Origin of the sequence: Acinetobacter sp. BD54, from assembly GCF_044778325.1 — a bacterium.
In the GTDB taxonomy this organism is placed as follows: domain Bacteria; phylum Pseudomonadota; class Gammaproteobacteria; order Pseudomonadales; family Moraxellaceae; genus Acinetobacter; species Acinetobacter baumannii.
On sequence record NZ_JANJEP010000004.1, the window covers coordinates 306,539 to 333,451 of the forward strand.

Consider the following 26,913-nt stretch of genomic DNA (forward strand, 5'->3'; position numbering starts at 1 on the left):
GATGACTAGGTTTTTTTTGTTATTTTTAGCCAATTAGGTTGATTGCACTAGAAGAAAAGTTTTAAAAGCATGGTGAACCATGAAAACTATTGGACTTTTTGCCCACACAACCTTTTTTGGATTGATCGAAAAATAAATAGGATTGATATGAGCCAGACAACACAGACCGATATCATTACGCTTGGTGATGTTGCCACAAGACTTCCTAGCTTCATTCCCAAAGTACCCCATATCCTAAATGGTCTTAAACAGGCTTATTTAAGAACTTCAAATACTCCAACAGGTTTGGGTATTGCTTTTGAAAAAGCTGTTAAAAGAAATCCGAAAGGCACGGCATTATTATTTGAAGATCAAAGTTATTCTTATGAAGCTTTAAATGAATGGGCAAACCAGATTTCCCATTACTATCTTTCTCTCGGAGCGCGTAAAGGGGACGTCATTGCTGTAATGATTGAAAACCGCTCTGAGCTGATTGCAACAATTGTTGGTTTAGCCAAAATTGGTGTGACAATTGCACTTGTAAATACATCTCAAGTCGGTAAGGTTCTCGCTCATAGCATCAATCTTGTAAAACCTATTGCCGTTATTGCTGGTGAGGAAGTCCGAGCTGCTATTGATGAAATTCGTCAAGACTTAAATGTACCTAAAGACCGCTTTCACTGGTTCGCAGATCAGGCAACACGTCAAAAATCGGGTACAGCGCCTGAAGGCTATGTCAATCTTGCGGACCAAATTGATCAATTTCCAAAATTCAATCCGTCTACTACCCGCTCTGTCACTGGTAACGATGGTCTGTTCTATATCTACACATCAGGTACAACAGGTTTACCAAAGGCGGTTATTTTCAAGCACAGTCGCTGGACATTAGCGTATGGCACCTATGGTCATATCTTAAACTTAGGACCAGATGACGTCATGTACGTGACCTTACCGCTTTACCATGCAACAGGCGTGGTGGTTTGCTGGTGTGGCGTTATCGCAGGCAGTGCAACACTTGCGATTCGACGTAAATATTCGACTAGCGCATTCTGGAAAGATGTTCAAAAATTTAATGCATCTGCCATTGGGTATGTTGGTGAACTTTGCCGCTACTTGATGGATGCTCCTGTTACCGAGCTTGACCGCAACCATCGTGTAACCAAAATGATTGGTAATGGTATGCGCCCAAATATCTGGGACAAGTTCAAACAACGCTTTGGTGTTAAAGAAGTACTTGAGCTTTATGCATCGAGTGAAGGCAATGTTGGATTTAGTAATATTTTCAACTTTGACAATACGGTTGGCTTCTCTCCTACTCCATATGCCATTATCCAGTTCGATAAAGAGAAAAACGAACCAATACGCGATAAAAATGGCTGGTGCCAGAAAGTAAAAGCAGGTGAAGTTGGCCTACTCATCGGGAAAATTACTAACCGCTCTCCATTTGATGGCTACACCGACCCTGAAAAGAACAAGTCTGTGATCTGGAAAGATGTCTTCAAGAAAGGCGATTCTTATTTCAACACAGGTGATTTGGTCCGTGACATCGGCTTCCGTCATGCACAGTTCGTTGACCGTCTAGGTGATACTTTCCGATGGAAAGGTGAAAACGTATCAACGACTGAAGTTGAAAACATGGTATGCGAATACGACAAAATTGCCGAAGCTGTCGTTTATGGGGTAGAAATTCCAAATACCAATGGCCGTGCCGGTATGGCAGCGATCACTCTCGCAGATGGTGAAGAGCTAAATGATGCTGATTTAACCGAAATGGTGACCATATTTAAGAAATGTTTACCTACCTATGCAGTACCTGTATTTTTACGTGTACAAAAAAAGGTCGAAACAACAGGCACATTTAAATATCAGAAGAATAAATTGAAGGAAGAAGCCTTTAATCCAAGCAAAACTTCTGAACGTTTACTCGCTTTATTACCTGGTGCAAGCAGTTATTGTGATATCACAGCTGAAATTTTTGACAATATTCAGGCGTATAAATACCGTTTTTAGTTTATTTTTTAGCTAAACAAGAGGAAATCGTGCTTTTTATAAGCAATCATGCAAATGTTTTTAAATTTCCTCTTGTGTTAGTTGAATAACTTGCTAAAATACGCGACATCAAAACGATACAGTGTTTAGAAGTGTTACTTCTCTCTGAGTCAGTTCGAGTTTGATTGCTAAAGAAAATTATAGATTTTCTCCTGCATTCAAGTAAAACAAGGTTTTACTTAATTCTCGCTCAGGGTCGTTAGCTCAGTTGGTAGAGCAGCGGACTTTTAATCCGTTGGTCCCGCGTTCGAGTCGCGGACGACCCACCACTTATTAGTTTTGAACCTATTTGGGTCGTTAGCTCAGTTGGTAGAGCAGCGGACTTTTAATCCGTTGGTCCCGCGTTCGAGTCGCGGACGACCCACCAAATTCTAAAAAGCCTCTCAGTTCGAGAGGCTTTTTTTATTGTTATCCTATTTTCTTTTTATGACTAAAAGATGACGATACATTTGCGATTTAAAACTTCCCCCACCCAATTCATAAAAACTTCTAGTCGCTTTGGAATATAACTCCTGTTGGGATACAAAATATTAAGTGGAAGCGATGGTGCACTGTAAGCACTCAGCACCTCAACTAAAATCCCCTGTTCAATTTTATCCTGAACATCATAATAAGGAAGTTGAATAATTCCCAAACCTGCACAAGCAGCGGCGATATAGGCCTCGGTATTGTTCACGCTTAAAGCACTATCCATCATCACAGTTCCACCTTGATATATAAATTCTCCCTGCTTTTCTCCTACAGCTCCTGCGTAATTAATTAATTTATGCTGTTCAAGATCATTTAACTGCTCAGGAATACCATAATCTTGTAAATATTGCGGGCTGGCACAATTCACCATCACCAAATGGCCAATAAATCTTGCAATTAAACTACTGTTATCTAGCTCTCCTACCCGAACAACACAGTCAATTCCCTTTTCAATTAAGTCAGTCAGGTCATCAGAACTATTGAGCTGCAAATGAATATCCGGATAACGATGATAAAAATCAGGCAGCTCAGGAATAATCACTTGATGCACAATTCGGCTAGGCATCGAAATTTTTAATGTGCCCCGGTAATGCTGTTTTTGTGTCTGGATCAACTGTTCTAATTGTTCATAATCAAACAACAGGTTTTGGCATTCTGGCAATATTCGTTGGCCATCTTGAGTAAGACTGACTTTACGGGTAGTCCGATGAAATAAGCGTACTCCATAGTGAGTTTCTAACTGTTGAATGGCACTCGTCACTGTCGAGCGAGGTAGATCAAGCTGATTTGCTACCTCACTAAAGCTTTGTCGTTTAGCGACTTCTGTAAAAATATAAAATTGCTGCAACCGATCCATTTTAATTGTTCGTATTTTCTGAATAGTTAAACCAAACTAGCATAATTGATCACAAATTACTGCCAATCTAGACTTAAAAACACTAAAACAATTCATCATAGGAATAATCATCATGACAACTCATAGCCTCAAAGATAAAGTTGTATTGATTACTGGCGGTGCTAAAAACCTAGGCGGACTCATTAGTCGTAAATTTGCAGAACAGGGTGCAAAACTCGCAATTCATTATAATAGTTCGGAAACTCAGGCAGATGCAGAGCAGACCTTAGCAGATGTTAAAGCATTGGGTGCAGATGCAATTCTAATTCAGGCAGATCTAACTCATATTGAGAATATTGAAAAACTGTTTATAGATACGAAACAACATTTTGGTGGTATCGATATTGCGATTAATACCGTCGGAAAAGTCCTTAAAAAACCGTATTTAGAAACCACCGAACAAGAGTTTGATAGCATGAGTGATATCAACTCAAAAATTGCCTATTTCTTTATTCAATCGGCGGGTCGACATTTAAATAACGGCGGAAAAATCTGTTCAATCGTAACTTCTCTTCTGGCTGCTTACACAGGGTTCTATTCAACCTATGAAGGTTTAAAAGCACCTGTTGAGCATTACACCCGCGCTGCATCGAAAGAATTTGGAGATCGCCAAATTTCTGTGACTGCTGTTGCACCGGGACCAATGGACACACCATTCTTTTATGGTCAAGAGTCTGCCGAAGCAGTCGCTTACCATAAATCAGCTTCAGCTTTAGGTGGACTTACTAAAATTGAAGATATTGAACCTCTAGTTCGCTTCTTAGTCACCGACGGCTGGTGGATTACAGGTCAGACGATTTTCGCAAATGGTGGTTATACCACCCGCTAAAATTAAAAAAGCCGCATCTCATCGTGCGGCTTTTTCTTAATATTGATTTAATTATAAGAACTCTTCGAGTACCGAGTTTAAGAAAATATGCCCCTGCTCTGTACAGGCCAATCGATCGCTATCCTCTATCAATAACTTTCTCGAACGCAATGAAGTAAGTACATCATTTAAATCATCTAAACTTAAGCCTGTGCGCTGTTCATATAACTCAGCTTTTACCCCATCATTTAAACGTAAAGCGTTCATCATAAACTCAAAAGGTAGTTCATCTGCTTCAATCTTTTTCATTTGCAAATGTTCGGCTGGAACCTTAGCCAAATAGTCTTTCGGTAAACGAGTCTTTTGAAAACGATATACACCATCTGGTCGGGTTACTTTGCCATGTGCTCCTGCACCAATCGCAAGATAATCACCAAATTGCCAATAATTTAAATTATGAGCTGAAGGCTGCTCTTTACGCCAAGCTGACACTTCATAATTGATAAAGCCATTTGCTTTTAGATAGGCTTCACCTTGCTCTTGAATATCTGCTAACACCTCATCTTGAGGTAAAACAGGTTGTGTTCGGAAAAATACAGTATTTGGTTCAATGGTCAGTTGATACCAGCTGATATGTGTTGCACCCTGCTCTACAGCCGTCTTTAAATCATAAAGTGCTTGCTCTAGCGTTTGTTCAGGCAAGCCATGCATCAAATCGACATTAACTCGCTTAAAGCCTGCTTGTCGTGCCTGCTCAATTGCATCCATAGCATTGTTAGCTGAATGAATACGCCCAAGCTTTTGCAGGTGATCGGTATTAAAAGTCTGTACACCAATCGACAAACGATTAATACCCGCCTCTAAATAGCCTGCAAACGGGTCATGTTCTAGTGTTCCCGGATTAGCTTCTAAAGTAATTTCACAGTCATCTTCAAAGTTAAGCAGCGATTTAAGCTGTTCAAATAGCCATGCATAACCTTTAGCAGAAATGAGTGAAGGTGTTCCACCACCAATAAATACACTGTGAATTGAACGTCCTTGTGCCATCTCGACTTGAGTTTCAAAGTCGGCCACCAATGCTTTTAAATAAGTTTGCTCGAGTTCTGCCGAAAGCGCACCATCAGGCACCGCATGTGAGTTAAAGTCGCAATAGGGACATTTACGCACGCACCAAGGCATGTGGATATATAAAGATAAAGGAACAGAAGCAGGATTTAATACGGCCAAGGAACAGGGTCCAATTTACACAATATTTCTATTTTAACATGACTGCATCAATGGGCTTATGAAAACATACCTTAATTGCTTTAGACTGTTTTTAAACATACTTAAATATTGATAAAAATGATGAAATTCTCTAGTCAACTTTTCCTGATCTTACCCTTAGCTATGGGAATCGGTGTTGCCATGGCTTTTCAGACTGCAATTAATGCTCAGCTTCGTGAGCAATTACACTCACCATTGCAAGCAGCATTGTTATCATTTTTCATAGGTACTATCGTCTTAGCCATTATGGTGTTCTTCCAAAGTGCCGAGAAACCGAGTTTAAGTGAAATATCCAATATTCCATGGCTTCTCTGGACCGGAGGATTTCTTGGGGTTTATGCAATTAGCATGAGCATTTATACTGCACCTAAGCTTGGTTTTTTAACCTTTACAGGGTTAGTCGTTTTTGGGCAATTGGTCATTTCTATGTTACTTGACCATTTTGGCTGGTTAGGTACCGAAAAGACCCCTGTTACATGGCAACGGTTTCTAGGTGGAGTGGTCATCTTTGTTGGTGTATTACTTACCTTGCAACGCTAGTTTCATTTTTATATTTATAAAGAGTACCTTTTGTGTCGAATGTCACGTCGTTTCGGTCTGAATTAAAACAACTCTTCCATTTAATGTTACCTATTTTAATTACGCAGTTTGCTCAAGCAGGGTTCGGGTTAATTGATACCATTATGGCTGGGCATTTATCTGCCGCAGACTTAGCCGCTATTGCGGTAGGTGTAGGCTTATGGATTCCAGTCATGCTCTTGTTCAGTGGCATCATGATTGCAACCACACCATTAGTTGCCGAAGCAAAAGGCGCTAGAAATACAGAGCAAATTCCAGTGATTGTCCGCCAATCATTATGGGTTGCAGTAATTCTAGGGGTATTGGCAATGCTCATTTTGCAGCTTATGCCATTTTTCTTACATGTGTTTGGCGTACCAGAAAGTTTACAACCTAAAGCCAGTTTATTCTTACATGCAATTGGTTTGGGTATGCCCGCTGTAACCATGTATGCAGCGCTCCGAGGCTATTCCGAAGCATTAGGCCATCCCCGCCCTGTCACGGTCATTAGCTTACTAGCCTTAGTGGTTTTAATCCCGCTTAACATGATTTTTATGTATGGCTTAGGACCAATACCTGCTTTGGGTAGCGCAGGCTGTGGTTTTGCAACATCCATTTTACAGTGGCTGATGCTCATTACGTTAGCAGGCTATATTTATAAGGCTTCGGCTTATCGAAACACATCTATTTTTAGCAGATTCGATAAAATTAATCTGACTTGGGTTAAAAGAATTTTACAGCTTGGTCTGCCAATTGGTTTAGCTGTGTTTTTTGAAGTGAGTATTTTTAGTACAGGGGCATTGGTCCTTAGCCCTCTAGGGGAAGTCTTTATTGCCGCACACCAAGTAGCAATTTCAGTCACTTCGGTACTGTTTATGATTCCACTTTCTCTTGCCATTGCTTTAACCATTCGCGTGGGAACATATTATGGTGAAAAGAACTGGGCTTCCATGTACCAAGTACAAAAAATTGGTCTAAGCACAGCAGTATTTTTTGCTCTATTGACCATGTCTTTTATTGCTCTAGGCCGTGAACAAATTGTCTCGGTTTATACTCAAGATATAAATGTTGTGCCGGTTGCCATGTATTTGCTCTGGTTTGCAATGGCATATCAATTAATGGATGCTCTACAAGTCAGCGCTGCCGGCTGTTTAAGAGGTATGCAAGATACTCAGGCACCGATGTGGATCACCTTAATGGCGTATTGGGTAATTGCTTTTCCAATCGGTCTTTATTTAGCGCGTTATACCGATTGGGGCGTAGCTGGTGTGTGGTTAGGTTTAATTATTGGTTTAAGTATTGCCTGTGTTTTATTGCTCTCACGACTCTATTTGAATACCAAACGTTTAAGTCAAACCTAATAAAAAAGCCGATGAAACATCGGCTTTTTTTATTTTATGCAGTCTTTGCCCGTGGGCTTGCTCCAATTTGCCAGACAAATGGTAAATCCGTACGGTTTACTTCCCAATCTCCAATCACCTTTTCTTTATAAATAAGCGGATTATGTGAAGACACAGTCCGAGCATTACGCCAGAAACGGTCAAGTTGTTTCACTTGGCTACTCGCCGATGCGCCTAAAGCATTAAATAACTGGCTTGTTAAATCGAGTACTAGATTAGAAATCACCACCTGCCCTTGTGCCGACTCAAGCTCGGCATCTACATTGAATTGATGCTCTTTCACTTCGGATTCGGCAAAATGACTTTCATAGGCTTTTTGCAGTGCCTCAGCGGTTTTTAAGGTAATTGCTTCACTTGCATACGCTTGAGCTGAGGCTTTGCCAACCACTTGTAAAACTTGTGGGTCGTGACGAACCAAGTCCCCATTACCATGACTAAAAATACGTTTACGTTCACGAATTTCCTGACTAAACGTCTCAACCGCGGCACGCGCAATACCTGTTAAAGTTGCAAGATGCACCACCTGATAAAAAGCAGTCTGATATTTAAAACGTTGGTCAAATGGAATAAGGTGTGAAGCTGGCAAATGAACCTGATGTACTTTTAAAGTACCACTGCCCGTTGTCTTTTGACCAAAACCATCCCAGTCATCAATCACGCTCACCCCTGTTTCATGGCGGTAAATAGCAGCAATCACATGACGGTCATTTACTTCATCGTAAGCAAATAAATCAATCCAGTCTGCAAAAATACTTCCTGTTGAATAGTACTTTTCACCATTTACCACCAAGTTACCCGAAGCGTCTTTGGTGACACGTGTAACGACATCACCAATCTGTACGTTTCCAACTTCTGTCCACGCATTCCCGACTAAATCACCTTGTACAAAGCGCTGAAACCAGACTTCCTGAGAATGCTCTTTATGAGCAACCAAGCGGTCTTCAACAAATGCAAAATGACCTCGTAAAGCTTGCACAATATTGGAGTCAGCTTCTGCTAACTCTGCCAAAAGCTGGAACAGTTGAGGTAATGAAACCCCATCTCCACCATATTTACGGGGTATTCGTACAGCGCCCAACTTGGCTTCTTTTAACCACTGAATCGGTTCAAAAGGCAAGATTCGCTCTTTTTCCCGTTGAATTGCACCTTGTGCAATTTTTTCAAAAATGGGACGGAATCTGTTTGCAACCTTTTCGTAATCAGCACCGACCGACAGTTCTTCTAATTCAATTTGAGCTGTTGTCATCGTTATTCTCCTAATTTTGTTTTTTCTTCAATTTAGCTCCATGCATGACGAGGTGGCTGAACCCCATTGAGATAATAGTTACCAACAATGTGATATTTCCAACGCACAGGGTCATGCAAAGTGTGGGTACGGGCATTGCGCCAGTGACGGTCAAGGTTGAGTTCAGATAAAGTAGAACGCGTACCCGACAACTCAAAAAGTTTATTGGCTGCCAAAATAGCAATTTCTGTGGTGAGTACTTTTGCCTCGGCAACCAATAAGGTGGCTTGGTTTACATGTTCTTCGGTGGTGTTGGCAATAGCCTGATCAATTGCATCTCCAGCCAAATCCAATACCGCTTCTGCTGCACGCAGTTTGATTTTTAGGTCACCAATATTTGCAATGGTGTAAGGGTCATCACTGGCTTTTTCCAGACCTGAATCAATCCATGCACGGCTATGATTTTTGACATATTGAATCGTTTCTTCAATTGCACCACGTGCAATACCGGCATCGACCGCAGCCTGAATAAACTGAGAAATAGCACCTGCTGGTGTTGGGCGCTCAAATGCTTGGTAAATCGGGACTAAATATTCTTCACGTACTGGAACCTGATTCAGCTCTACCGTACCGCTAGCCGTGGTACGTTGTCCAAAACCAGACCAGTCATTAATAATATTGACCCCAGATGTTTCACGTGGCACAAGTGCAGCATAAGGTTGCCCTAGTTCATTTACAGCAACAATTGGAATCCAATGTGCGAGCAAGGCACCCGTTGCAAAGAATTTCTTGCCGTTAATTTCATAACCATGCTCGGTCTTTCGTAATGTGGTAGTGAGGTCTGCTACTGTCTTACTGTGTTTTTCGGAAAATGCATTGCCAAAACGAATTCCTCTTAACACCAAGTTAAAGAAGAACTGTTGCTGTTCAGGTTTCGCATCTAGTCTTAAATGTTCAATAAAAGCCAAGTGGTTTTGAGGCAACTGAGCAAGAGAAGGGTCAGCACTCGCAATTGTTTTGATCACTTCCGCTAAAGTTCGATACTTGACTTGCGCCCCACCAAATTGCTTAGGTACTGTAATGGCCCACAGGCCACTTTGTGAGAACTGTTGAATTTCATTTAAGGGTAAACGGCGCTCTCTATCTCGATCTGATGCTTCTTGGGCAAACTCTTGAGCAAGTTGCTTGGCAACCACTATTGCCTCTTCATCAGAACGAATAATATGTGCGTCTTTTGACTGCTCGAATACAGATAAAGGAACCGCTTGAGAGCGCCCATAGGACGAATTTAGACTGGTCATAACTTTTATTGTCTCTATTTCTTATTTAACATGCCCTTCACCTTAGCACTAAAAAAACAGCGACTTTATAGATATTAAAGCTTTGTTTATGAAATGAATTTTCAATAGCTTTTCATATTTTTTACTATAAAAATAACATTTTGTTTTTCGAAAATTTTCTTACAGGAGATAAACAATTTCTTATAGGCTTTTTAAGTTTTGTCACCTATGATCAAACCTAGGCAATATTATGTTGTAGTCAATGAGGTATCGAAGATATGGCAAAGAATGCAAGTTCACCTGGCAAACGATTTATGAAACTTGCAGGAATGACCGCGAGCATTGCAACAAAAACCGTTTCTAACTCGATTCGAAACCTGACTGCGGATGAAGAACAAAAACTGGCTGCAAAAACAAAATTATTTCAAGATATCGGGCTTCAAATTGCAGACACCTTGGGAGAAATGAAAGGTGCAGTCATGAAGGTCGGGCAAATTGCATCGCAATATAAAGATATCTTCCCGCCCGAAGTCGCCAAAGCGATATCAAAACTACAACGCCAAGCTCCAGCTATGCCTTTTGCAGCGATTCAGCAACAAGTTGAACGTGAGCTTGGCAAGCCGTTGAATGTTGCCTTTAAATCTTTTGAACAAGAACCTTTTGCTGCTGCATCGATTGGGCAAGTTCACAAAGCTGTTCTGCCAAGTGGCGAACAAGTTGTGGTTAAAGTTCAATATCCCGGTGTTGATGAAGCCTGTGAAAGTGACTTAAAACAAGTACGTTTAGCCCTTCGCTTAATGGGTGTACTTAAGATTGATAAAAAGCTACAAGATCAGCTTTTTGCAGAGATTCAAGATAGTCTATCAGCAGAGCTTAACTATGAAATCGAAGCTCAAAATCTTGAAGTCTTTAAAACTTTTCATAGTAAATTAGACGACAAAATTATTATCCCGACTGTTTATAAAGATTACTCTTCAAGACGTATTTTAACCTTAAGCCTTGAACAAGGTGACAGCATTGAAACTGCTAGTTCTTGGCCTATCGAAATTCGAAACACAATTGGCCGTCGTCTAATCCGCGCTTTAGGTCAAGAAATGTTCTTTTTAAAACGTTTCCACTGTGACCCTCACCCAGGTAACTTTGCCTTCCGCCAAGATGGTAGTGTGATTATTTATGACTATGGCAGTGTTAAAACACTTTCCAATGAAATTGTGTATAGTTTCAAACGACTGGTGAATGCAGCTCGCCATGAAGATATCGACTTAATTGAAACAGAATTACTCGAACTACATTCACTAGCAGAAAAAGGTAAATTCCCGAGCGAGCTTTATAAGCTCTGGATTGAAGTGTTATTGCGTCCGCTTACCACAACCTATGATTTTGCAGAGAACTCATCACATCATGATGGCATGCTACTCGTGAAGAAATCTTTAAAATATTGGGATGTCTTTAAGCCTTCACCAGATACATTAATGGTCAATAGAACCATTTCAGGGCACTACTGGAACCTCATTCACTTAAAAGTACATGACAATCTAAACGATCTATTTGAAGAGCTTGTACCACCTTCTAACTAACTTAATTTACTTATCAATGTAGCCTTTTTAGGGTTACATTGACTTATTTAATGTTATGTTATAACGTTTCTTTAATCAAAAATAATTTAGGACAATTTCTCATGCGTAAAGATATTCATCCTGCTTACCAACAAGTGTTATTTCATGACACCAATGCAGACGTGTACTTCTTAATTGGTAGTACCATTCAGACTAAACAAACCAAAGAATATCAAGGACAAGTCTATCCTTATGTGACTCTTGATATTTCAAGTGCATCACACCCGTTCTACACAGGTGAAGTACGTCAAGCAAGTAATGAAGGGCGTGTTGCAAGCTTTAACAAACGCTTCGCTCGCTTTAATCGTAAGAGTTAATCTTACGTTAAGTTTTAACCAATACACTTAAACCATTGGAAGCCTAAGACTCATCTCCTCCACTTAGGCTTCTTTTTTTATGTGCATTTTTTAATGATTTTCTAAGGTGTGTATAAAGTTAAACTTATCCACAATTTTCACAAGAACGCTTCTGATTTTTCTCAACAACCCATCATTTTTTATAGCTCTCAAGCTTTCAAAACATGTATTCAATGCTATGCTTAAGCCCCATTTGATAGGAAGTTTAAGATTATGGCACAAGAGTTACTTGCCCAATTACAAGCAGGCACAGCAAAATTTTCAGATGTTTTAGCTTATATTGAAGCACGCTACCAACATACTCCAACAGCTTTTCAAAATGGCGCACAGCATAACGCTGCAACTGAAAATCAAGGCAGTGCGAAAGTTTTCTCTTTTGCCAAGTTACAAGGTTTAGACCAAGCACAAACTTTAAGTTTATTTGCAGAGCACTACGCATCTGTATTGGCTACCCCAGAGGGAACTGACCACCAAAATATTCGTCAGTTTAAGCAAAATGGTTGGGATGGTGTGAAGTTTGAAGGTCAGGCTTTAACTGAAAAGTAATTAAGAATTTGTGAATACACGAGGGAGTCTTACCGTTTATTCTCAAATGAAAGTAGCTAATTCTGTTACTTTGGTTTTGCCCAAAGTAACCAAAGGCATTTGTCATCAACAGAACCTGTTCCCTGTTTACACTTATCAACTATCTTGCAAAAACAAGATATAGCTGATTTCAGTCAGGCTGTTGATGACTTTAACGCGTATCAAATCCCAAAAATAAATCAGAAGTTTTTAATTCGTCATTTACTATCGTGACAAGCGGCATGGATGCCGCTGTTTTGCTATGCTACATAGATGTAGCATCAGCGAAACAGAAGATTTTTGCTTACTTTTGATCTTTCAAAAGTAAGGTATGCCTATACAAATGCTCTTTGAGAATATCGTAAAACGGAGGCGGTGCCGTATATCTCGCTCCTTAAACATCCCAATAATCAGTTGCCCGCTACCCAATAATAAGTCGCCAGCCCCAAACACGTAAAAATTAAAGACCCAATTAAATGAATAGAAATGGCCAACATTGCCATTCCCCACTTACCACTTTGCAATAAGGTGACGATCTCAATTGAGAAAGTTGAGAATGTAGTTAAAGCACCACAAAAACCGGTAATCACAAAAAGCTTATAGTTCGGACTCAAATCACTATGAGCAAAATAAGCCATCGCAAAACCAATAATAAAGCCACCGACCAAATTAACAGTAACAGTACCCAACGGAATTTGCGGATAAATCGGGTTGAGTTTTAAACCTAAAAGCCAACGCAACCACGCCCCGAGCACTGAACCTAAGGCAATTGAAAGTAAAGGATAATACATAGGACCATCCCTTTAGTGAGATGCTAAAAGAGCAAACAAAAATGATGGGAAACGTGACATGGCGCACTCCAAAAATAAGCAGAGTACGCAATAACCTACGTACCCAGCGCTATAAATACATGAGGGTAACGTAGGCATCATTAGCCAATACGGCGGTTTTTCAAGGGAGGAATGCCATCTCCCTGTTTTAAGTATATTAAATCATCTAAAATTTGATTAAAACATACTTTTTAAATCATGGACGTTCATCATATTGTGGTAAATCGTCATGAATGCATTCCCACTCTGCCTTTGAAGCAGCAAAAATATGCATAGTCGGTTTTTGGTCTAATGGTGTATCTAGTGTCCCAATTCTTAAACGATACAGTTCAGGCTGAGCATCACGCGAGCTAATAAGCGGTGAACCACATTCGCTACAAAACCAACGGTACACACCATTCACAGCAAATTTTTTGATAAGGTCTTCACCTTGCGTAATTTTAAAATCTGCACTATTGATAGGAGCATTCGTTGCAAATGCTGTTCCATTGGATTTTCGGCAGCGTTGACAATGGCATTGGATAATATCTCCGATATCGCCTTTAATTTCATAGCGAATACCCTGACATAAACAACTTCCCTGATAGACTGGCGATGCTTGAGACATACGATTCCGGCTCCTATTATTATTGATCGCTCAAAAATAACACTTTTCACATATCAAACATAGCACCGAATTCGTTGTTATTTCTCTAAGAATGAATGCACACCTTCACCAGCTGCTCGTCCCGTAGCAAAACATGCTGTCAGCAAATATCCCCCTGTAGGAGCATCCCAATCCAGCATTTCGCCACAGCAAAAAACACCTGAAGTTTGTTTCAACTCTAAACTTTCAGTTAATGCATCTTGCTTAACACCACCAGCACAGCTAATCGCTTCTTCAATAGGCCTAAAGCCATCTAACTTAATTTGAAGTGCTTTCATTTTTTGCGCCATCGTCTCTGGTTGACTCCATAGTGCTTTATCAACCACTTCTCTAATTAAGTTAATTTTAGCTGTATCTAAGCCTGCTTTACGCCAGATATTGGTGAGAGATTGTTTTTTGCTAGCCTGTAACTTTTTAACTAACTGTGTAAGCTCTACATCAGGCAATAAATCTAAAAATAGATTTAAGCTTTTTCCTTGTTTTTGTTGTTCTCGTAAGGCGCGTCCGAGTTTATAAATGACCCCACTTTCTAAACCGTAGTGAGTAATCACAATATCACCATGAGTAACTTGGCTGGGTTCAACCCACGCATTGATACGCTTTAAAGGCTCACCAAAACAGCTTTCCATAAAAGCTGACCAAGTATGCAATACCCCTGCATTACTTGCTTGAAAAGGTTCAATACTAGATTGATCCATCCATTGTTGCCAAGCACCATTACTGCCCAATTGAGACCAAGATACAGCCCCACAAGCCAACACAACCGCATCGTATTGTTGGGTAAAGGTTTCAGTATTCTGTTTATTTTGGTTTTCAAAAGTCACTGTTGTACCATGCAAATTAATACAACGATGACGATAAAAGAATTTAACCTGCTGTTCTGCTAAACGTTTTAACCAAGCGCGAAGTAAAGGAGCAGCTTTCATTTCAACAGGAAAAATACGACCGGAACTACCCACATACGAGTCTATTCCCAATCCTTTCATCCAGTTCTGAATCCAGACTGCATCCCATTTTTCAACCCACGGTTTGAGCCATTCTGCATGGTCATAACGTTCAATGAACTGGGGTAATGGTTCAGCATGCGAGATATTTAGCCCTGTTTTACCAGCCATCAGAAACTTACGCGCAGCCGAAGGTTTTTGCTCAAACACATCAATTTCATAAGCATACTGGCTCAGCACCTCCGCGGCCATTAAACCAGCCGGACCCGCACCAATAATGGCAATCCGCTTATTCGACATGTGTTTGCCCTTGTAGCGGTGCAAACTCATCAAAACGAGTTTTATAACCTTCAGGCTTGGTCATAATGAGCTGCTGACAAAGCTCGCCACGCTCTAAATATTTAATTTCAAAATGAGTACGTGCAGAAGTTTGCGCAATTTTTTCTTTTTGGTAAGGCAGCTTCCACACGTTTAATAACTGTTGTTCAGCTTCTTCAATATATTCAGGAATATTACTTGCCAATGTAATCGTTCCACCTGTTTTCAGGCGTGATAACAGGAACTCAAAAAATGGCATGTTCAACCAGCGTTGTGCCGGATTATGAGGTTCTGGGTTCGGATAGAGGATAAAGAAATGTTCTACTTGAGCAGGATATAGAGCATGTACAACCCAAGGTAAAGCATCTGCATGCACAGGGATTAAATTATCTCTTGGCTCCAAACCATGCTGCTTTTGCATGGCCAAGAATTTTTCTCTAGTTCGTTCAATTGCATATAACGTGTGCTGAGGATTTTGCCCACTAAATAGCAAAGCATGTTTACCTTTGCCTGCTCCAATTTCTACACAAATCGGAGTATTTTCAATTGGGGTAAAATCGCGAGGCGCTTGCATACGTTGTGCTTGAAATTGACGAATCTGCATAATCACATCAAACTAAATAAAAATCGGCACAAGTCTAACAAGTCACCTGACTTTTGCCTAATCTATTTCTCTTCACTTTGAGGTTACTGCTTTATGCCACGTACATTTCCCTGCCCACGCTGTGGTGAACCAAGTGTTTGGGAAGGTAATGAATTTCGCCCGTTTTGTTCTGAACGTTGCAAACTTATTGATTTAGGCGCTTGGGCAAACGATGAATATAGACTGCCTACCCAAGATGCTCCTCAGCAAGACAAGGGTAGTCAGCATGAAGATGATTATGAGGATTAACCCGCTTTACCTGCGACAAACGGGTTAAATTGTTTTTCATAGCCAATGGTACTCATTGGCCCATGTCCAGAAATAAACTGGGTTTCATCTGGTAAGCTAAAACACTCACGCTGAATTGATTCAATCAGTTGCTCATGATTACCACGTGGAAAATCTGTTCTTCCAATTGAGCCTTTAAACAGGACATCGCCAGTCCAGAGTAAACCATGATTCTTGTTATAGAACATGACGTGACCTGGTGTATGTCCTGGTGCAAAACGCACTTCAAACTCATCTTCACCCAGTTTTAGCACTTCACCGCCTTCAAGCCATTGATCGACTTTTACAGGCTGTGGGATTGGAAAACCATAACGTGCCGAAACTTCCTGAATCATATCTAGCCAGAACTGATCTTCTTTATGCGGACCAACAACAGGAACACTCCACTCTTTTGCGAGTTCACCTACAGCCCCTGCGTGATCTAAATGCCCATGAGTAAGCCATAACGCTTTTACTTTTAAACCTAAGGCTTCTACTTCTTTTTTCAAAACAGCAGCATCGCCGCCTGCATCAATCAAAACTGCTTCTTTTGTTTCACTGTCCCAAACTAAAGAACAATTTTGAGCAAAAGCAGTAACTGGAACAATTTTGACTTGCAGCATAAGAACCTCTGGCTAAAACGCAATTAACGGTGGGCTAAGGTATGGGTAAGGGCATCAAGATTAGCCTGAACTAAACCTGCAAGCAAATCAATATGCGCTTGATCACTGTTTAAAGCAGGGATATAAGCATAGCTTCCGCCACCAGCTTGCTGAAATAACTCAGCATTTTGAATAGCGAGCTCTTCAAGCGTTTCTAAACAGTCAGCAGAAAAAGCTGGGCTTAAGACCTGAACAGACTTAACGCCCTGCTTCGCCCAATCTTGTAAAAGTTGATCAGTATAAGGTTTCACCCATTCTTGTTTGCCAAAACGTGATTGGAAACTAATTGCCCATTCATCATCTTTTAAATGCAAAGCTTCAGCGACTAACTTTGCGGTAATACGACAACGGTCTGCATAAGGGTCACCTTTATCTGCATAAGGCTGTGGAATACCATGAAATGACATCAACAGCTTTTCAGGTTTGCCGTGTTGCTCTTGGTAAGCTAGAACACTTTCTGCCAACGCCTGAATAAACATTGGATGTTGATAATAATCTTTAATAATGGTCAGACCCGGCAAATTTCGCTGAGTAGGAATCCACTTAGCAAATGCGTCATATAACGGTGCTGTAGAAGTGGCTGAATATTGAGGAAATAAAGGCAATAAAATGACATGCTCTTGCGGATTAGTCGCCAGTTTTTCTAAAACTGCATCAATACCCGGATTACCATAAGTCATAGCGGGCAACACAGTTAAATCAAACTGTTTATTTTCACGCTCTAAATAAGCCTGCACACGTTGAGTTTGCTCAAATACAATTTCACGCATTGGTGAATCGGTAGACCATACCGAAGCATAGGCATGCGCTACTCTTTTTGGGCGAAAAGGTAAAATAAACAGATTTAAAATAATCCACCAAATGAATTTTGGTATTTCAATTACACGTGGATCAGATAAAAACTGCTTTAAAAAACGGCGCACCGCTGGGACAGTTGCCTCATCCGGTGTGCCTAAATTCGCTAAAATGACAGTAACTTTCGGTTTTTGTTCAAACGACATGTGTAAATGCCTTTCAATTCATCTTATGACACTAATGTAACAGCTTTCATGGTCATATCTAAATTGAATCGCTCTAAGCTTTTAATCGAGTACTCCGATGATTCCATTTATAACTGAGCAAGAGCTTTTGGGCTTTGGTCGTTACTTTCCATAAACTATGTTGTTGATCAATCTTGGTTGGAACAATCCATCCTTGTGATTGCATTTGCTTTTTAATACGAAACAGGGCTTTATGATTAATTTGTGCACCTGCCACTGCATGTGCTCTAGGCAACTCTTGGCGAGCGTCTTCTAACCCGTCCTGATTTAAATACTCATTGAGGCAAGTCCCAAAGTTCTCTTCTGGCATTGCTGTCTCAAAATGTTTAGCCAAAATACTTAACAGTTGAGACCAAGTCATTTGTCTCTGACGCTTAAGCTCTTTAAAGTTACCATCTTGAAAAGCCTGAATTTGATATTCAAAAGCAAAAACATCTTGCGGTGCCACTTCATTTGCTTGAATTGATGACTCTGATAACTGTTGTTCTAATTGTAAAACTTTACTTTTTAATCGGTTAATTTCATCTTCCAAATGATGCGCTTGGCGTGCAGGCACCCAACCTTGCCCCATATATTGTTCAACCATTAAAGGCATATTTAAACGGACAGCAAGTTCTAAATCACGTGGGCTTTTAAAATAAAAAATATGATTCGCTTCATGTAATAACTTTTTTCGAAATGCCAGAAATTTCTCTTTAAGCTGCGGATGGGTCTCTTGTAAATGCATATCACGACTTTCAGGTTGTTCATGCATAAAGACGACAATGGGCTTCGCGCGACTTAACGCATATTCGTACTCTAAAGAAAAATAACTCGCCCCTGAAATTGATTGCTCCCCATACTGACTACCCAGCAGCAAAACAACATAATCCGACTCATCAATTTGCCGACGGGCAAGCGTTGTTGTTAGAGGATTTCTATATTCTAACCCCCAAGCAAAAAATCCCATATTGACTAAAGTTTGGGAAAGAACCATACGCTCAGATTGCATCTCGCGACCTGAGGTTGAAATAAAAATCTGATAGCGTGTATCGAGCATAGCAATACCCTTATCGCCCCATAATCTTGATATGGCCTGAATCAGCCAAGATTATGAACCGCCCCAAATAAGAAAAATAAATATAAAAAAACGCTTTCTTCTGAATGCCTACAATAGAGCTCAACTCAGATTGTGCAGCGTCCATGTCAATTCTTGTGGAATCATATTTTGTAAAACAGGTTGTAATGCATCTGCATTATTACCACTTACATAACATTCAATACGTGCAACATTCTGACGCATTTGGTCACATAATAACTCATTTTTTATTAAAATACGGGCTGTTTGTCGGGCAACTGCCAATCCCGAATCAACCAGTGTGAATTGGTTATCAAAAAGATGATGAATGGCTTCATTTAAAAAAGGATAGTGCGTACAACCAAGTACCAAATAGTCCGCGCCTTGCTCAACTGCAGGTTGTAAAACTTCTCTTAATGCATTTAAACAAGCAGGGCTCATTTGCTGCCCTGCTTCTACACAAGGGACAAGCTCTAAACTCGTTAGAGTCATCACTTTAACACCCGCCGGAACAGCAAACTTTTCGACAACATCCTTAATGAGTTGTCCACGAAAAGTAGCTGGTGTCGCCAATACTGCAACCACTTTAGAACGAGTTTGTAATACTGCAGGTTTTAGTGCCGGTACCAAGCCAACAATCGGGAAGTGTTCGCCATAATGTTCTCGTAAATGATCAAGGCTAAATGCGGAAGCCGTATTACAAGCTACGACTGCAATTTTACAACCCTGACGATATAACCAGTCGACGGCACGAGCCGTTAGCTCCCTGATTTCTTCATCAGAGCGAGGACCATACGGAACATAGGCTGTATCTGCATAATACACAATACGTTCGTTTGGCAAATATTTGGCAATTTCTGCTGCAACCGACATACCTCCAATACCTGAATCAAAAATACCAATTGGGGCATCTGCTAATGCTTTAGGCATAGGTTCTAATTCAGTAAATAAAGGCTGTATGGCTGTCATGGCGTACTAGAGAGTGTCGGAAAATTTCACTCTATAAAGCTTAAACCTCAAGTGCCTAATTGCAAGTGCAAATTACCACTTTTTAACTGCAAAATGGTTTCGCCTTTATCATTTTCGACCAGTGTTCCGTAGTTCACGAGATGATAGAAAGCCTGACGTTGAATAAGCGCATTAATACCAAATCGAACATGTACATAAGGACGTAACTCCCCTGCATATTCCCGCATAAAAATCGGGTGTTCTGCATCAACTAAAATCACATCCTGATTGGTCGTCGTCAGTTGTAGAAACTCATCACCTGAAATTTCAATCTGATCTACCTGATTGACTAATAAAGGTTCATCTTCAACTTCGATTTCAATTTGTTCTACAGGGGTTTTCAGGTAGAATTTACCCTCTTCTTTCCATAGGACTTTGGTAAACAAATCCAATAGGGCTTGGCGCTTGATTAATTGACCTTCGTGCCACCATTCTCCATTGGCTTTCACCGTTAAATCCATTTTACCGCAATGCTTTGGATGCCATTGCTCTAAAGGTGGGATTGACCTTTTGTGACTTTGCTGTACACCTTTTAAGTATTGTGCAATGTTCATTAAGTTTTTATCATCAGATAACGGTATTTTTCCCATATCCGATGGGGAATTATTTTGATTTACCATAGTTTATGCCTTGCTGACGAAAAAATATGACGACTCAGCCAATTGGCTAGATCATGGTTTAAAACTATACTAGCCCAAACGATAAAAGGCACAATAGCATATTTGCGCCTATGGATTAAAACACTCACGGCAGCACCGGATGATCTGACATTACGGTTGCCACCTTTAAGTATTGAGGAGTCCTACATGGAACACATCGAACGTGAATCGATGGAGTTTGACGTTGTCATCGTAGGTGCAGGACCTGCAGGTCTATCTGCTGCGATTAAGATCCGTCAATTAGCGATTGAAAATAACTTACCCGATCTTTCAGTTTGTGTAGTTGAAAAAGGCTCTGAAGTAGGTGCGCATATCTTATCTGGTGCTGTACTTGAACCGCGTGCTATTAATGAACTTTTCCCGAACTGGAAAGAAGAAGGTGCGCCTCTTAACGTACCTGTAACTGAAGACAAGACATTCTTCTTGCTTTCAGAAACTACCTCTAAAGAAGCACCTCACTGGATGGTTCCTAAAACCATGCACAATGATGGGAACTATGTTATCTCGCTAGGTAACGTTGTTCGCTGGTTAGGTCAAAAAGCTGAAGAATTAGAAGTTTCTATCTTCCCTGGCTTTGCTGCATCTGAAGTGCTTTACCATGAAGACGGTACTGTAAAAGGTATTCAAACTGGTGACATGGGTATTGGTAAAGATGGTGAGCCTACACATAACTTTACTCCGGGTTATGAACTTCACGCTAAATACACTCTCTTTGCTGAAGGCTGCCGTGGCCACTTAGGTAAACGCCTAATTGCAAAATATAATCTTGATAAAGATGCAGATCCTCAACATTACGGGATCGGGATTAAAGAACTTTGGGAAATCGACCCAGCAAAACATAAACCGGGTCTAGTGATGCACGGTGCTGGTTGGCCATTGTCTGAAACTGGTTCTTCTGGTGGTTGGTGGTTATACCACGCTGAAAACAACCAATTGACTTTGGGTATGATTGTGGACTTGTCTTATGAAAATCCACACATGTACCCATTTATGGAAATGCAGCGCTGGAAAACTCACCCACTCATCAAACAGTATTTAGAAGGTGGTAAACGTATTTCTTACGGCGCACGTGCTGTAGTGAAAGGCGGTTTCAACTCTTTACCTAAATTGACTTTCCCGGGTGGTTGCTTAATTGGTGATGATGCAGGTTTCTTAAACTTTGCGAAAATCAAAGGCTCACACACTGCCATGAAATCAGGCATGTTATGTGGTGAAGCTGTATTTGAAGCAATTGCTGCCGGAGTTGAAAAAGGTGGTGATCTTGCGGTTGCTCGTGTAACCGAAGGCGAAGATTTATTCGTTAAAGAATTAACTTCTTACACAGACAAATTTAACAACAGCTGGTTAAAAGAAGAGCTTTATAACGCTCGTAACTTTGGCCCTGCAATGCATAAATTTGGGCAATGGATTGGTGGTGCATTTAACTTTATTGACCAAAACGTCTTTAAAGTACCATTCACTTTACATGACTTGAAACAAGACTTCGCTGTATTGAAAACTGTTGATGCAACGAGCTTCAAGCCAACCTATCCAAAACCAGATGGCAAACTGACATTTGACCGTTTATCTTCTGTGTTTATCTCAAACACTGTACACGAAGAAAACCAGCCAGCTCACTTGAAGCTTACTGACCCTTCAATTCCAGTGAATGTGAACTTACCGAAATGGGATGAGCCTGCTCAGCGCTATTGCCCTGCTGGTGTTTACGAAATCATGGAAAATGATGACGGCTCTAAACGCTTCCAGATTAACGCAGCGAACTGTGTTCACTGTAAGACCTGTGATATTAAAGACCCATCTCAAAATATTACTTGGGTAACACCTGAGGGCGGCGGTGGTCCGAATTACCCTAACATGTAATTCCTTGCGCCGCTTTAGCTGCGGCTCATATCCTAAGATGTAACAAAAAGCCCCGATTATTCGGGGCTTTTTTATTGGAATCCGCTTATTCAAAAGGAGGTATTTTTGCTACGTTTAAATTAAGATTCCTTTTGTAGAAAATAAATGTGCCTAATAAAAATAAGCCGAGAAAACCAAAGTTTCGCGCTAAATCGAAGTACCAAACTGATTTACCAAATAATAAATCGAGAATTAGTAAAAACCCCATAAACCTTGTGTGTAAGATCAAACTCATTTTAACTTTAGGTTCAGGAGCAAAATGTGTATTGCTATAACCTAATATAACTGAACCAAGAGTAATCAAAATAAATAGAATTAAGATAGTAATATTCTCGGATAACCAAGAAACTTCAATACGTAACAAACCTGCAATACAGAAAAACCAAAGACATATAATTAAACTCTGTTTTACAAAATAATCATTCACTTTATAAAGGCATCTAAATATTTAGTTTTTAGAATTATATAACGATTCTTATTTGAAAAATATTATCATTTTAAATTAAAAATTAATTTCTAATAGAGCTTCTAATATGTGTGGGTAGAAGCTCTATTCTATTTTTTGTTGTTCTATCCTTTTTGTACCAGATAACGGTATTCTTTATGGTTCTGCTCATCTAGAACTTCTTCTTTTAATAGGAGTTCGTGTCCCAAATGCATACAAAACTTAGGGATATCCCAAGAAGTCGAAGGGTCAGTCGCCAACACTTCAACAACATCTCCTGATTTTGCTTTGCGAATCGCCTGATGCAGCATCATGACAGGTTCCGGACAACGTAAACCACGCGTATTAAGTTGTACAGTAGGTGAAATAGGTTGTTCTGACATAACAAACTCGAACAAATAGAATTTTCACATTTTAGCATAAACCCATCACTGTCTTATGAACTGTAACTGGCGTTTACATAACAATATGTGTTTTGTCTTTTACTTTGTTTTATAGATGCATAAGGGCTTTTTCTTCGGTATGATCAGTGTATTCATTTGATACATTGAGTCTTTAGGAAAGATCATGCAAGAGGAACCGAGTCCGTCGTGGGGTATGCGAGGCTTACGAAAGTGGTTAGGTACAGCGCCAGAAACCCGAGATGAATTATTAAAACTAGTCCAAAATTCACGTCGTTTTTTAGAACCTGATACTGTTGCCATGCTTGAAGGTGTTCTTGACCTTCCTGCTACAAAAATTCGTGAAGTCATGACGCCACGAACAGCAATGATCAGTATGCAAGAAGATGATCAGTTACTTGATATTCTTCACGTATTGGTTGAGTCTGCTCACTCACGTTTTCCAGTTTTCTCAGCTGACCAACCTGATAATGTTGTTGGTATTTTACTGGCAAAAGATTTACTACCATTTTTGACTGAACCAAATACTAAATTAGATATTGGCTCGCTCATGCGTCAGCCATTATTTGTGCCTGAAAGTGCACGTTCAGATCAAGTTCTTCGTATGCTTAAGCACACCCAGACCCATATCGCGATTGTGATTGATGAATATGGATCAACAGCGGGACTGGTTACGCTTGAAGATATTCTTGAAGAGATCGTTGGTGAAATTGAAGACGAACATGATACTGCGGATGAAGATGCACAGTATATTGTTCCAGATAACGACCATACAATAGCGAATGCATGGATGGTGCAGGCACTTACACCAATTGAACACTTCAACACTGTTTTAGATGCTGATTTTTCTGACGATGAAGTAGAAACTGTCGGCGGTTTATTGCTTCAAGAAATTGGTCTAGTTAGTGATTTACAAGGTCAGACTGTTGAGCTTGGAAATTGGTTATTTACGATTGTTGAAGCAGATGCCCGCACTATTCATCTGATTCGAGCTGTACGTCAATGAGAGCATACTTTGAAAAGCTGTTAGATTCTTCGCAACAACAAAAACAGCTTCCTTTAATTTTTCCATTGCTCATTGCTTTATTTTCAGGTGCCGTGTTCAGTTTTGCACTGGCACCTTATTATTGGTGGTGGCTGGCAATTTTGTCTCCTGCCCTACTCTATGCGACATTGCATAACCGCTCAGCCAAACAAGCATTTGCAATTGGCTGGAGTTATGGTTTTGGTTTATGGTTTGTTGGGGCTTTCTGGCTCTATACGTCGATCCATGTATATGGCGATACCAATGCTTTTCTAAGCGTATGTATGATTGCGGTTATGGCCCTTGTAATGGGCTTATTTACAGCATTTCAGACATGGATTTATCGACGCTTCTTTCCTGAAACACCGCTGACTTTCGCCCCTCTCTGGATTATTTTTGAGTGGGCTAAAACTTGGGTATTTACCGGTTTCCCTTGGCTATTTGTAGGTTACGCTTTTACTGAACGTTTACTCGATGGTTATGCGCCGCTATTTGGTATTTATGCAATTTCCTTTGTAGTCATTGTATTAGCATGTGCTTTAGTTGAAGTTCTACGTAAGCGTATTTTCTGGGTTATCCCTGCTGCCCTGTTAGTTTTAGGTGCATGGGGAGCATCATATATTCAGTTTGTACAACCTAAAGCGGCTAAACCGCTTAGCGTTTCGCTCATTCAAGGTAACATTCCACAAGATTTAAAATGGCTAACCGAATATCAAGTTAGAACATTAGAAATTTATGCTGGTTTGACTCAATCTGAATGGGGCCGTGACCTCATTGTATGGCCTGAGTCTTCAATTCCACTCTTCCAAACCGACATTGAACCGTTTTTGGATGCAATGGATGCACAAGCTAAAAAGAACCATACCGCTTGGGTAACTGGCATACCTTATTGGGATGTAGCGAAATCGCATCAAGTCGGAAGTCCACTGTATTACAACAGTATTATGGCCTCTGGCAGCGATTCAAGCGGCCTTTATAAAAAGCAGCGTCTCGTACCTTTTGGTGAATATATTCCGCTGTCAGGTTTGCTTTCTTGGGTTTTACCAGCCATGCAAAATGATATTAGCATGAGCGGTTTTACACGTGGTGAGAGTGATCAGAAACCACTTTTAATTAAAGGGCACGCGCTTGCGGCTGCAATTTGTTATGAAGTGGCTTACCCGAATCTGACACGTCGTAATGCAGAAGATAGCGACTTTTTGGTAACTGTATCTAACGATGCTTGGTTTACCGGAACAGCTGGCCCATGGCAACATTTACAAATGGTGCAGATGCGTGCGAAAGAAAATGGTCGCTGGTTTATTCGTGCAACTAACACAGGTGTAACAGCGTTTATTGATCAAAATGGTCATATCACCGAACAAGCACCGATTGATAAAGAGTTTGTCTTGAGAGGCGATTTACCAGCCATGCAAGGTCAAACTCTCTATAACCGTCTAGGTGATTATCCAATTTTAGGATTTGCAGTATTACTGCTGGTTTTAGGCTGGATCTATCGTCCACGTAAAGTAGATGTGTCTTACAAATCACGTCGCTAAATTATAATAACTTTGTACCCAGAGGCACTTCAAACTCTGGGATACAAAGTGCTACGTCCCCATCTGCATTATGAAACCCCGTCACCAAACATTCCGATTGGATAGGACCAATTTGTTTCTTAGGGAAATTCACTACCGCAACAACTAATTTACCAATCAAATCCTGCGGTTGATAAAGTTTAGTAATCTGTGCACTCGATTTACGTACACTCAATTCTTCACCAAAATCTACATGCAAAATATAGGCAGGTTTTCGCGCCTTTTCAAAAACCTCAGCTTGAATAATTTTACCAACGCGCAGTTCTACTTTTAAAAAGTCATTCCACTCGATTTGTTCCATTTCATATTTCTCATCTTCTTAAATTGCTGATTTGAAGCATATAATATGTACAAATGAAGAAACACCCTGTTTTAAGTCCAGTTAAAAAATAAAACGTAGACGTTGAGTCTACGTTTTATTTAAAAATTCGGTTTTAAAATAAGATTAAAAAGCAATCGATAATTGCAAAGATAAATAAGCAACTAAACTCGATAAAAAAACCATCGGCACATAACGATAAGCTTTAAAAAGCAATTGTTCGTATTTAGAAGCCATCTGTTTAGTTTGCCATACACTCGTTTTTAATGCGGTAAAGAAGCTCACCATTAACCAAGCGCTTACAATACTTAAGGCAAAGAAACCAATCATGATTTGGCTACTTCCCTCAGTACTCAACCATAGCTTTAATGAAACTTCAGCAATGGGTAATAATGCTAAAATCAATAGGACAGATTTAAGCATCGCCCAATGAAACTGATTCAGCTCATCAAGTACGAGAAATGCTTTCATTTAATCTCTCCCATTCATTGAATAAAGTGCTTTTTATTTATTATGCAAAGCTTTTATTTAAATATATAGCTTATTTTCTCTTATATTTTAACTTTCTTGTAACTATTAAATATGGGAATAATTCTTATTTTAAATCTCAAATCTAGATATTAACTTTTTTACTTTATTTTCAATGCATTATTATATTTTTATGATTAAGAAAGATTATCAATTCGGATTATTGTTTTATCTTATTA

The 26,913-nt window shown here is 40.0% G+C and carries 28 protein-coding genes, 2 tRNA genes, 1 pseudogene and 1 riboswitch; of the genes and pseudogenes, 13 read left to right on the plus strand and 18 right to left on the minus strand.

Translation table 11 applies throughout. From position 1 onward, the window contains the following. Window positions 1-147: 147 nt before the first annotated feature. The 3 genes from NQ782_RS08780 to NQ782_RS08790 all read left to right on the plus strand — a co-directional run bounded on the left by NQ782_RS08780 (window position 148) and on the right by NQ782_RS08790 (window position 2,395). Window positions 148-1,989: a long-chain-acyl-CoA synthetase gene (locus NQ782_RS08780; RefSeq protein ID WP_057093844.1), complete on the plus strand. Its 1,842-nt coding sequence runs from the start codon at window positions 148-150 to the stop codon at window positions 1,987-1,989. A gap of 232 nt (window positions 1,990-2,221) precedes the next feature. Continuing rightward, window positions 2,222-2,297: transfer RNA gene (locus NQ782_RS08785), tRNA-Lys, on the plus strand. Between the two features lie 22 nt (window positions 2,298-2,319). Continuing rightward, window positions 2,320-2,395: transfer RNA gene (locus tag NQ782_RS08790), tRNA-Lys, on the plus strand. A gap of 63 nt (window positions 2,396-2,458) precedes the next feature. Here NQ782_RS08790 and NQ782_RS08795 read toward each other — a convergent pair. Further along, a complete protein-coding gene (locus NQ782_RS08795) occupies window positions 2,459-3,355 on the minus strand; it encodes a LysR family transcriptional regulator (RefSeq protein ID WP_000375490.1) in 897 nt (298 codons plus the stop codon). A 112-nt stretch (window positions 3,356-3,467) separates the two neighbouring features. On the opposite strand from NQ782_RS08795, the gene NQ782_RS08800 reads away from it, so the two are divergent. Next, the gene (locus NQ782_RS08800) at window positions 3,468-4,223 is read left to right on the plus strand and encodes an SDR family oxidoreductase (RefSeq protein ID WP_057093847.1); all 756 of its coding nucleotides are present in this window, start codon (window positions 3,468-3,470) and stop codon (window positions 4,221-4,223) included. A 51-nt stretch (window positions 4,224-4,274) separates the two neighbouring features. On the opposite strand, the gene hemW is transcribed toward NQ782_RS08800, so the two are convergent. Then, the gene (hemW, locus tag NQ782_RS08805; RefSeq protein ID WP_057093849.1) at window positions 4,275-5,429 is read right to left on the minus strand and encodes a radical SAM family heme chaperone HemW; all 1,155 of its coding nucleotides are present in this window, start codon (window positions 5,427-5,429) and stop codon (window positions 4,275-4,277) included. A gap of 117 nt (window positions 5,430-5,546) precedes the next feature. Here hemW and NQ782_RS08810 point away from each other — a divergent pair, with 117 nt between their 5' ends. Then, window positions 5,547-6,008 (plus strand): DMT family transporter, encoded by a 462-nt coding sequence (locus NQ782_RS08810; protein ID WP_001984522.1) that lies wholly within the window; start codon window positions 5,547-5,549, stop codon window positions 6,006-6,008. A 32-nt stretch (window positions 6,009-6,040) separates the two neighbouring features. Further along, entirely contained in the window at window positions 6,041-7,387 is a 1,347-nt protein-coding gene (gene abeM / locus NQ782_RS08815) for a multidrug efflux MATE transporter AbeM (protein WP_000073360.1), read from the plus strand. A 34-nt stretch (window positions 7,388-7,421) separates the two neighbouring features. On the opposite strand, the gene NQ782_RS08820 is transcribed toward abeM, so the two are convergent. Next, complete coding sequence (locus NQ782_RS08820; RefSeq protein WP_000205418.1) at window positions 7,422-8,672, minus strand: acyl-CoA dehydrogenase family protein; 1,251 nt, start codon at window positions 8,670-8,672, stop codon at window positions 7,422-7,424. A 32-nt stretch (window positions 8,673-8,704) separates the two neighbouring features. After that, on the minus strand, window positions 8,705-9,952 hold the full coding sequence (locus NQ782_RS08825; protein ID WP_057093850.1) for an SfnB family sulfur acquisition oxidoreductase: 1,248 nt from the start codon (window positions 9,950-9,952) through the stop codon (window positions 8,705-8,707). A gap of 257 nt (window positions 9,953-10,209) precedes the next feature. Between NQ782_RS08825 and NQ782_RS08830 the strand changes: the two genes are divergently transcribed. The 3 genes from NQ782_RS08830 to NQ782_RS08840 all read left to right on the plus strand — a co-directional run bounded on the left by NQ782_RS08830 (window position 10,210) and on the right by NQ782_RS08840 (window position 12,449). Next, a complete protein-coding gene (locus NQ782_RS08830) occupies window positions 10,210-11,508 on the plus strand; it encodes an AarF/ABC1/UbiB kinase family protein (RefSeq protein WP_001096921.1) in 1,299 nt (432 codons plus the stop codon). Between the two features lie 101 nt (window positions 11,509-11,609). Beyond that, window positions 11,610-11,864 (plus strand): type B 50S ribosomal protein L31, encoded by a 255-nt coding sequence (locus NQ782_RS08835; protein ID WP_001224256.1) that lies wholly within the window; start codon window positions 11,610-11,612, stop codon window positions 11,862-11,864. Window positions 11,865-12,116: 252 nt separating this feature from the next. Beyond that, window positions 12,117-12,449, plus strand: coding sequence for a HopJ type III effector protein (locus NQ782_RS08840; RefSeq protein WP_057093853.1), 333 nt, complete (start codon window positions 12,117-12,119; stop codon window positions 12,447-12,449). Between the two features lie 135 nt (window positions 12,450-12,584). Here NQ782_RS08840 and NQ782_RS08845 read toward each other — a convergent pair. The 5 genes and pseudogenes from NQ782_RS08845 to NQ782_RS08865 all read right to left on the minus strand — a co-directional run bounded on the left by NQ782_RS08845 (window position 12,585) and on the right by NQ782_RS08865 (window position 15,815). Beyond that, window positions 12,585-12,711, minus strand: a pseudogene (locus NQ782_RS08845) (hypothetical protein). A 166-nt stretch (window positions 12,712-12,877) separates the two neighbouring features. After that, window positions 12,878-13,258 carry a fluoride efflux transporter CrcB gene (crcB, locus tag NQ782_RS08850; protein ID WP_000291739.1) on the minus strand — a complete coding sequence of 127 codons (381 nt, stop codon included), beginning with the start codon at window positions 13,256-13,258 and terminating at the stop codon, window positions 12,878-12,880. Window positions 13,259-13,382: 124 nt separating this feature from the next. After that, a riboswitch (Fluoride riboswitch) is annotated at window positions 13,383-13,449 on the minus strand. A gap of 44 nt (window positions 13,450-13,493) precedes the next feature. Then, complete coding sequence (locus NQ782_RS08855; protein ID WP_000075982.1) at window positions 13,494-13,904, minus strand: GFA family protein; 411 nt, start codon at window positions 13,902-13,904, stop codon at window positions 13,494-13,496. A gap of 77 nt (window positions 13,905-13,981) precedes the next feature. Next, a complete protein-coding gene (locus tag NQ782_RS08860) occupies window positions 13,982-15,187 on the minus strand; it encodes a TIGR03862 family flavoprotein (RefSeq protein WP_057093855.1) in 1,206 nt (401 codons plus the stop codon). Further along, window positions 15,177-15,815 (minus strand): SAM-dependent methyltransferase, encoded by a 639-nt coding sequence (locus NQ782_RS08865; RefSeq protein WP_162520259.1) that lies wholly within the window; start codon window positions 15,813-15,815, stop codon window positions 15,177-15,179. Before NQ782_RS08865 ends, NQ782_RS08860 begins: the two co-directional genes overlap by 11 nt. Before the next feature lie 87 nt (window positions 15,816-15,902). Here NQ782_RS08865 and NQ782_RS08870 point away from each other — a divergent pair, with 87 nt between their 5' ends. Continuing rightward, window positions 15,903-16,097 (plus strand): DNA gyrase inhibitor YacG, encoded by a 195-nt coding sequence (locus NQ782_RS08870; RefSeq protein WP_001138289.1) that lies wholly within the window; start codon window positions 15,903-15,905, stop codon window positions 16,095-16,097. Here NQ782_RS08870 and NQ782_RS08875 read toward each other — a convergent pair. The 5 genes from NQ782_RS08875 to NQ782_RS08895 all read right to left on the minus strand — a co-directional run bounded on the left by NQ782_RS08875 (window position 16,094) and on the right by NQ782_RS08895 (window position 20,502). Further along, a complete protein-coding gene (locus NQ782_RS08875; RefSeq protein WP_000942275.1) occupies window positions 16,094-16,738 on the minus strand; it encodes an MBL fold metallo-hydrolase in 645 nt (214 codons plus the stop codon). The two genes, NQ782_RS08870 and NQ782_RS08875, sit on opposite strands and share 4 nt — an antisense overlap. Window positions 16,739-16,761: 23 nt before the next feature. After that, window positions 16,762-17,778, minus strand: a complete 1,017-nt coding sequence (gene hemH / locus NQ782_RS08880; protein ID WP_057093857.1) for a ferrochelatase — start codon at window positions 17,776-17,778, stop codon at window positions 16,762-16,764. Window positions 17,779-17,851: 73 nt separating this feature from the next. Continuing rightward, on the minus strand, window positions 17,852-18,856 hold the full coding sequence (locus NQ782_RS08885; protein WP_057093859.1) for a DUF4062 domain-containing protein: 1,005 nt from the start codon (window positions 18,854-18,856) through the stop codon (window positions 17,852-17,854). A 120-nt stretch (window positions 18,857-18,976) separates the two neighbouring features. Beyond that, window positions 18,977-19,843, minus strand: coding sequence for a glutamate racemase (murI, locus tag NQ782_RS08890; RefSeq protein WP_005129809.1), 867 nt, complete (start codon window positions 19,841-19,843; stop codon window positions 18,977-18,979). A gap of 47 nt (window positions 19,844-19,890) precedes the next feature. Beyond that, window positions 19,891-20,502: a DUF1285 domain-containing protein gene (locus NQ782_RS08895; RefSeq protein WP_000248028.1), complete on the minus strand. Its 612-nt coding sequence runs from the start codon at window positions 20,500-20,502 to the stop codon at window positions 19,891-19,893. A 186-nt stretch (window positions 20,503-20,688) separates the two neighbouring features. Here NQ782_RS08895 and NQ782_RS08900 point away from each other — a divergent pair, with 186 nt between their 5' ends. Then, on the plus strand, window positions 20,689-22,401 hold the full coding sequence (locus NQ782_RS08900) for an electron transfer flavoprotein-ubiquinone oxidoreductase (RefSeq protein WP_057093861.1): 1,713 nt from the start codon (window positions 20,689-20,691) through the stop codon (window positions 22,399-22,401). A gap of 85 nt (window positions 22,402-22,486) precedes the next feature. Here the strand turns inward: NQ782_RS08900 and NQ782_RS08905 are convergent, their stop codons facing one another. Then, window positions 22,487-22,867: a hypothetical protein gene (locus NQ782_RS08905; protein ID WP_001000883.1), complete on the minus strand. Its 381-nt coding sequence runs from the start codon at window positions 22,865-22,867 to the stop codon at window positions 22,487-22,489. A 143-nt stretch (window positions 22,868-23,010) separates the two neighbouring features. Beyond that, window positions 23,011-23,268, minus strand: coding sequence for a sulfurtransferase TusA (gene tusA / locus NQ782_RS08910; RefSeq protein WP_000003406.1), 258 nt, complete (start codon window positions 23,266-23,268; stop codon window positions 23,011-23,013). 184 nt (window positions 23,269-23,452) lie between these two features. Between tusA and NQ782_RS08915 the strand changes: the two genes are divergently transcribed. Together NQ782_RS08915 and lnt are read left to right on the plus strand one after the other, a co-directional pair. Next, on the plus strand, window positions 23,453-24,292 hold the full coding sequence (locus NQ782_RS08915; RefSeq protein ID WP_001154809.1) for an HlyC/CorC family transporter: 840 nt from the start codon (window positions 23,453-23,455) through the stop codon (window positions 24,290-24,292). Further along, window positions 24,289-25,848, plus strand: coding sequence for an apolipoprotein N-acyltransferase (gene lnt / locus NQ782_RS08920; protein ID WP_001203090.1), 1,560 nt, complete (start codon window positions 24,289-24,291; stop codon window positions 25,846-25,848). Before NQ782_RS08915 ends, lnt begins: the two co-directional genes overlap by 4 nt. Before the next feature lies 1 nt (window position 25,849). On the opposite strand, the gene NQ782_RS08925 is transcribed toward lnt, so the two are convergent. Continuing rightward, complete coding sequence (locus NQ782_RS08925) at window positions 25,850-26,188, minus strand: tRNA-binding protein (protein ID WP_032018776.1); 339 nt, start codon at window positions 26,186-26,188, stop codon at window positions 25,850-25,852. 144 nt (window positions 26,189-26,332) lie between these two features. Beyond that, window positions 26,333-26,677 carry a hypothetical protein gene (locus tag NQ782_RS08930; RefSeq protein WP_000643174.1) on the minus strand — a complete coding sequence of 115 codons (345 nt, stop codon included), beginning with the start codon at window positions 26,675-26,677 and terminating at the stop codon, window positions 26,333-26,335. Between the last annotated feature and the right edge of the window lie 236 nt (window positions 26,678-26,913).

What these genes read in the sequence shown, in the direction of transcription:
- NQ782_RS08835 (WP_001224256.1), top strand. Translation starts at nt 11,610, where the DNA reads ATGCGTAAAGATATTCATCCTGCTTACCAACAAGTGTTATTTCATGAC.
- NQ782_RS08885 (WP_057093859.1), bottom strand. Translation starts at nt 18,856, where the DNA reads ATGCTCGATACACGCTATCAGATTTTTATTTCAACCTCAGGTCGCGAG.
- crcB (WP_000291739.1), bottom strand. Translation starts at nt 13,258, where the DNA reads ATGTATTATCCTTTACTTTCAATTGCCTTAGGTTCAGTGCTCGGGGCG.
- NQ782_RS08915 (WP_001154809.1), top strand. Translation starts at nt 23,453, where the DNA reads ATGCAAGAGGAACCGAGTCCGTCGTGGGGTATGCGAGGCTTACGAAAG.
- NQ782_RS08930 (WP_000643174.1), bottom strand. Translation starts at nt 26,677, where the DNA reads ATGAAAGCATTTCTCGTACTTGATGAGCTGAATCAGTTTCATTGGGCG.
- NQ782_RS08875 (WP_000942275.1), bottom strand. Translation starts at nt 16,738, where the DNA reads ATGCTGCAAGTCAAAATTGTTCCAGTTACTGCTTTTGCTCAAAATTGT.
- tusA (WP_000003406.1), bottom strand. Translation starts at nt 23,268, where the DNA reads ATGTCAGAACAACCTATTTCACCTACTGTACAACTTAATACGCGTGGT.
- NQ782_RS08855 (WP_000075982.1), bottom strand. Translation starts at nt 13,904, where the DNA reads ATGTCTCAAGCATCGCCAGTCTATCAGGGAAGTTGTTTATGTCAGGGT.
- NQ782_RS08830 (WP_001096921.1), top strand. Translation starts at nt 10,210, where the DNA reads ATGGCAAAGAATGCAAGTTCACCTGGCAAACGATTTATGAAACTTGCA.
- lnt (WP_001203090.1), top strand. Translation starts at nt 24,289, where the DNA reads ATGAGAGCATACTTTGAAAAGCTGTTAGATTCTTCGCAACAACAAAAA.
- NQ782_RS08860 (WP_057093855.1), bottom strand. Translation starts at nt 15,187, where the DNA reads ATGTCGAATAAGCGGATTGCCATTATTGGTGCGGGTCCGGCTGGTTTA.
- murI (WP_005129809.1), bottom strand. Translation starts at nt 19,843, where the DNA reads ATGACAGCCATACAGCCTTTATTTACTGAATTAGAACCTATGCCTAAA.
- NQ782_RS08870 (WP_001138289.1), top strand. Translation starts at nt 15,903, where the DNA reads ATGCCACGTACATTTCCCTGCCCACGCTGTGGTGAACCAAGTGTTTGG.
- NQ782_RS08810 (WP_001984522.1), top strand. Translation starts at nt 5,547, where the DNA reads ATGATGAAATTCTCTAGTCAACTTTTCCTGATCTTACCCTTAGCTATG.
- hemH (WP_057093857.1), bottom strand. Translation starts at nt 17,778, where the DNA reads ATGTCGTTTGAACAAAAACCGAAAGTTACTGTCATTTTAGCGAATTTA.
- NQ782_RS08800 (WP_057093847.1), top strand. Translation starts at nt 3,468, where the DNA reads ATGACAACTCATAGCCTCAAAGATAAAGTTGTATTGATTACTGGCGGT.
- NQ782_RS08895 (WP_000248028.1), bottom strand. Translation starts at nt 20,502, where the DNA reads ATGGTAAATCAAAATAATTCCCCATCGGATATGGGAAAAATACCGTTA.
- NQ782_RS08795 (WP_000375490.1), bottom strand. Translation starts at nt 3,355, where the DNA reads ATGGATCGGTTGCAGCAATTTTATATTTTTACAGAAGTCGCTAAACGA.
- NQ782_RS08820 (WP_000205418.1), bottom strand. Translation starts at nt 8,672, where the DNA reads ATGACAACAGCTCAAATTGAATTAGAAGAACTGTCGGTCGGTGCTGAT.
- NQ782_RS08780 (WP_057093844.1), top strand. Translation starts at nt 148, where the DNA reads ATGAGCCAGACAACACAGACCGATATCATTACGCTTGGTGATGTTGCC.
- NQ782_RS08900 (WP_057093861.1), top strand. Translation starts at nt 20,689, where the DNA reads ATGGAACACATCGAACGTGAATCGATGGAGTTTGACGTTGTCATCGTA.
- NQ782_RS08825 (WP_057093850.1), bottom strand. Translation starts at nt 9,952, where the DNA reads ATGACCAGTCTAAATTCGTCCTATGGGCGCTCTCAAGCGGTTCCTTTA.
- NQ782_RS08925 (WP_032018776.1), bottom strand. Translation starts at nt 26,188, where the DNA reads ATGGAACAAATCGAGTGGAATGACTTTTTAAAAGTAGAACTGCGCGTT.
- NQ782_RS08840 (WP_057093853.1), top strand. Translation starts at nt 12,117, where the DNA reads ATGGCACAAGAGTTACTTGCCCAATTACAAGCAGGCACAGCAAAATTT.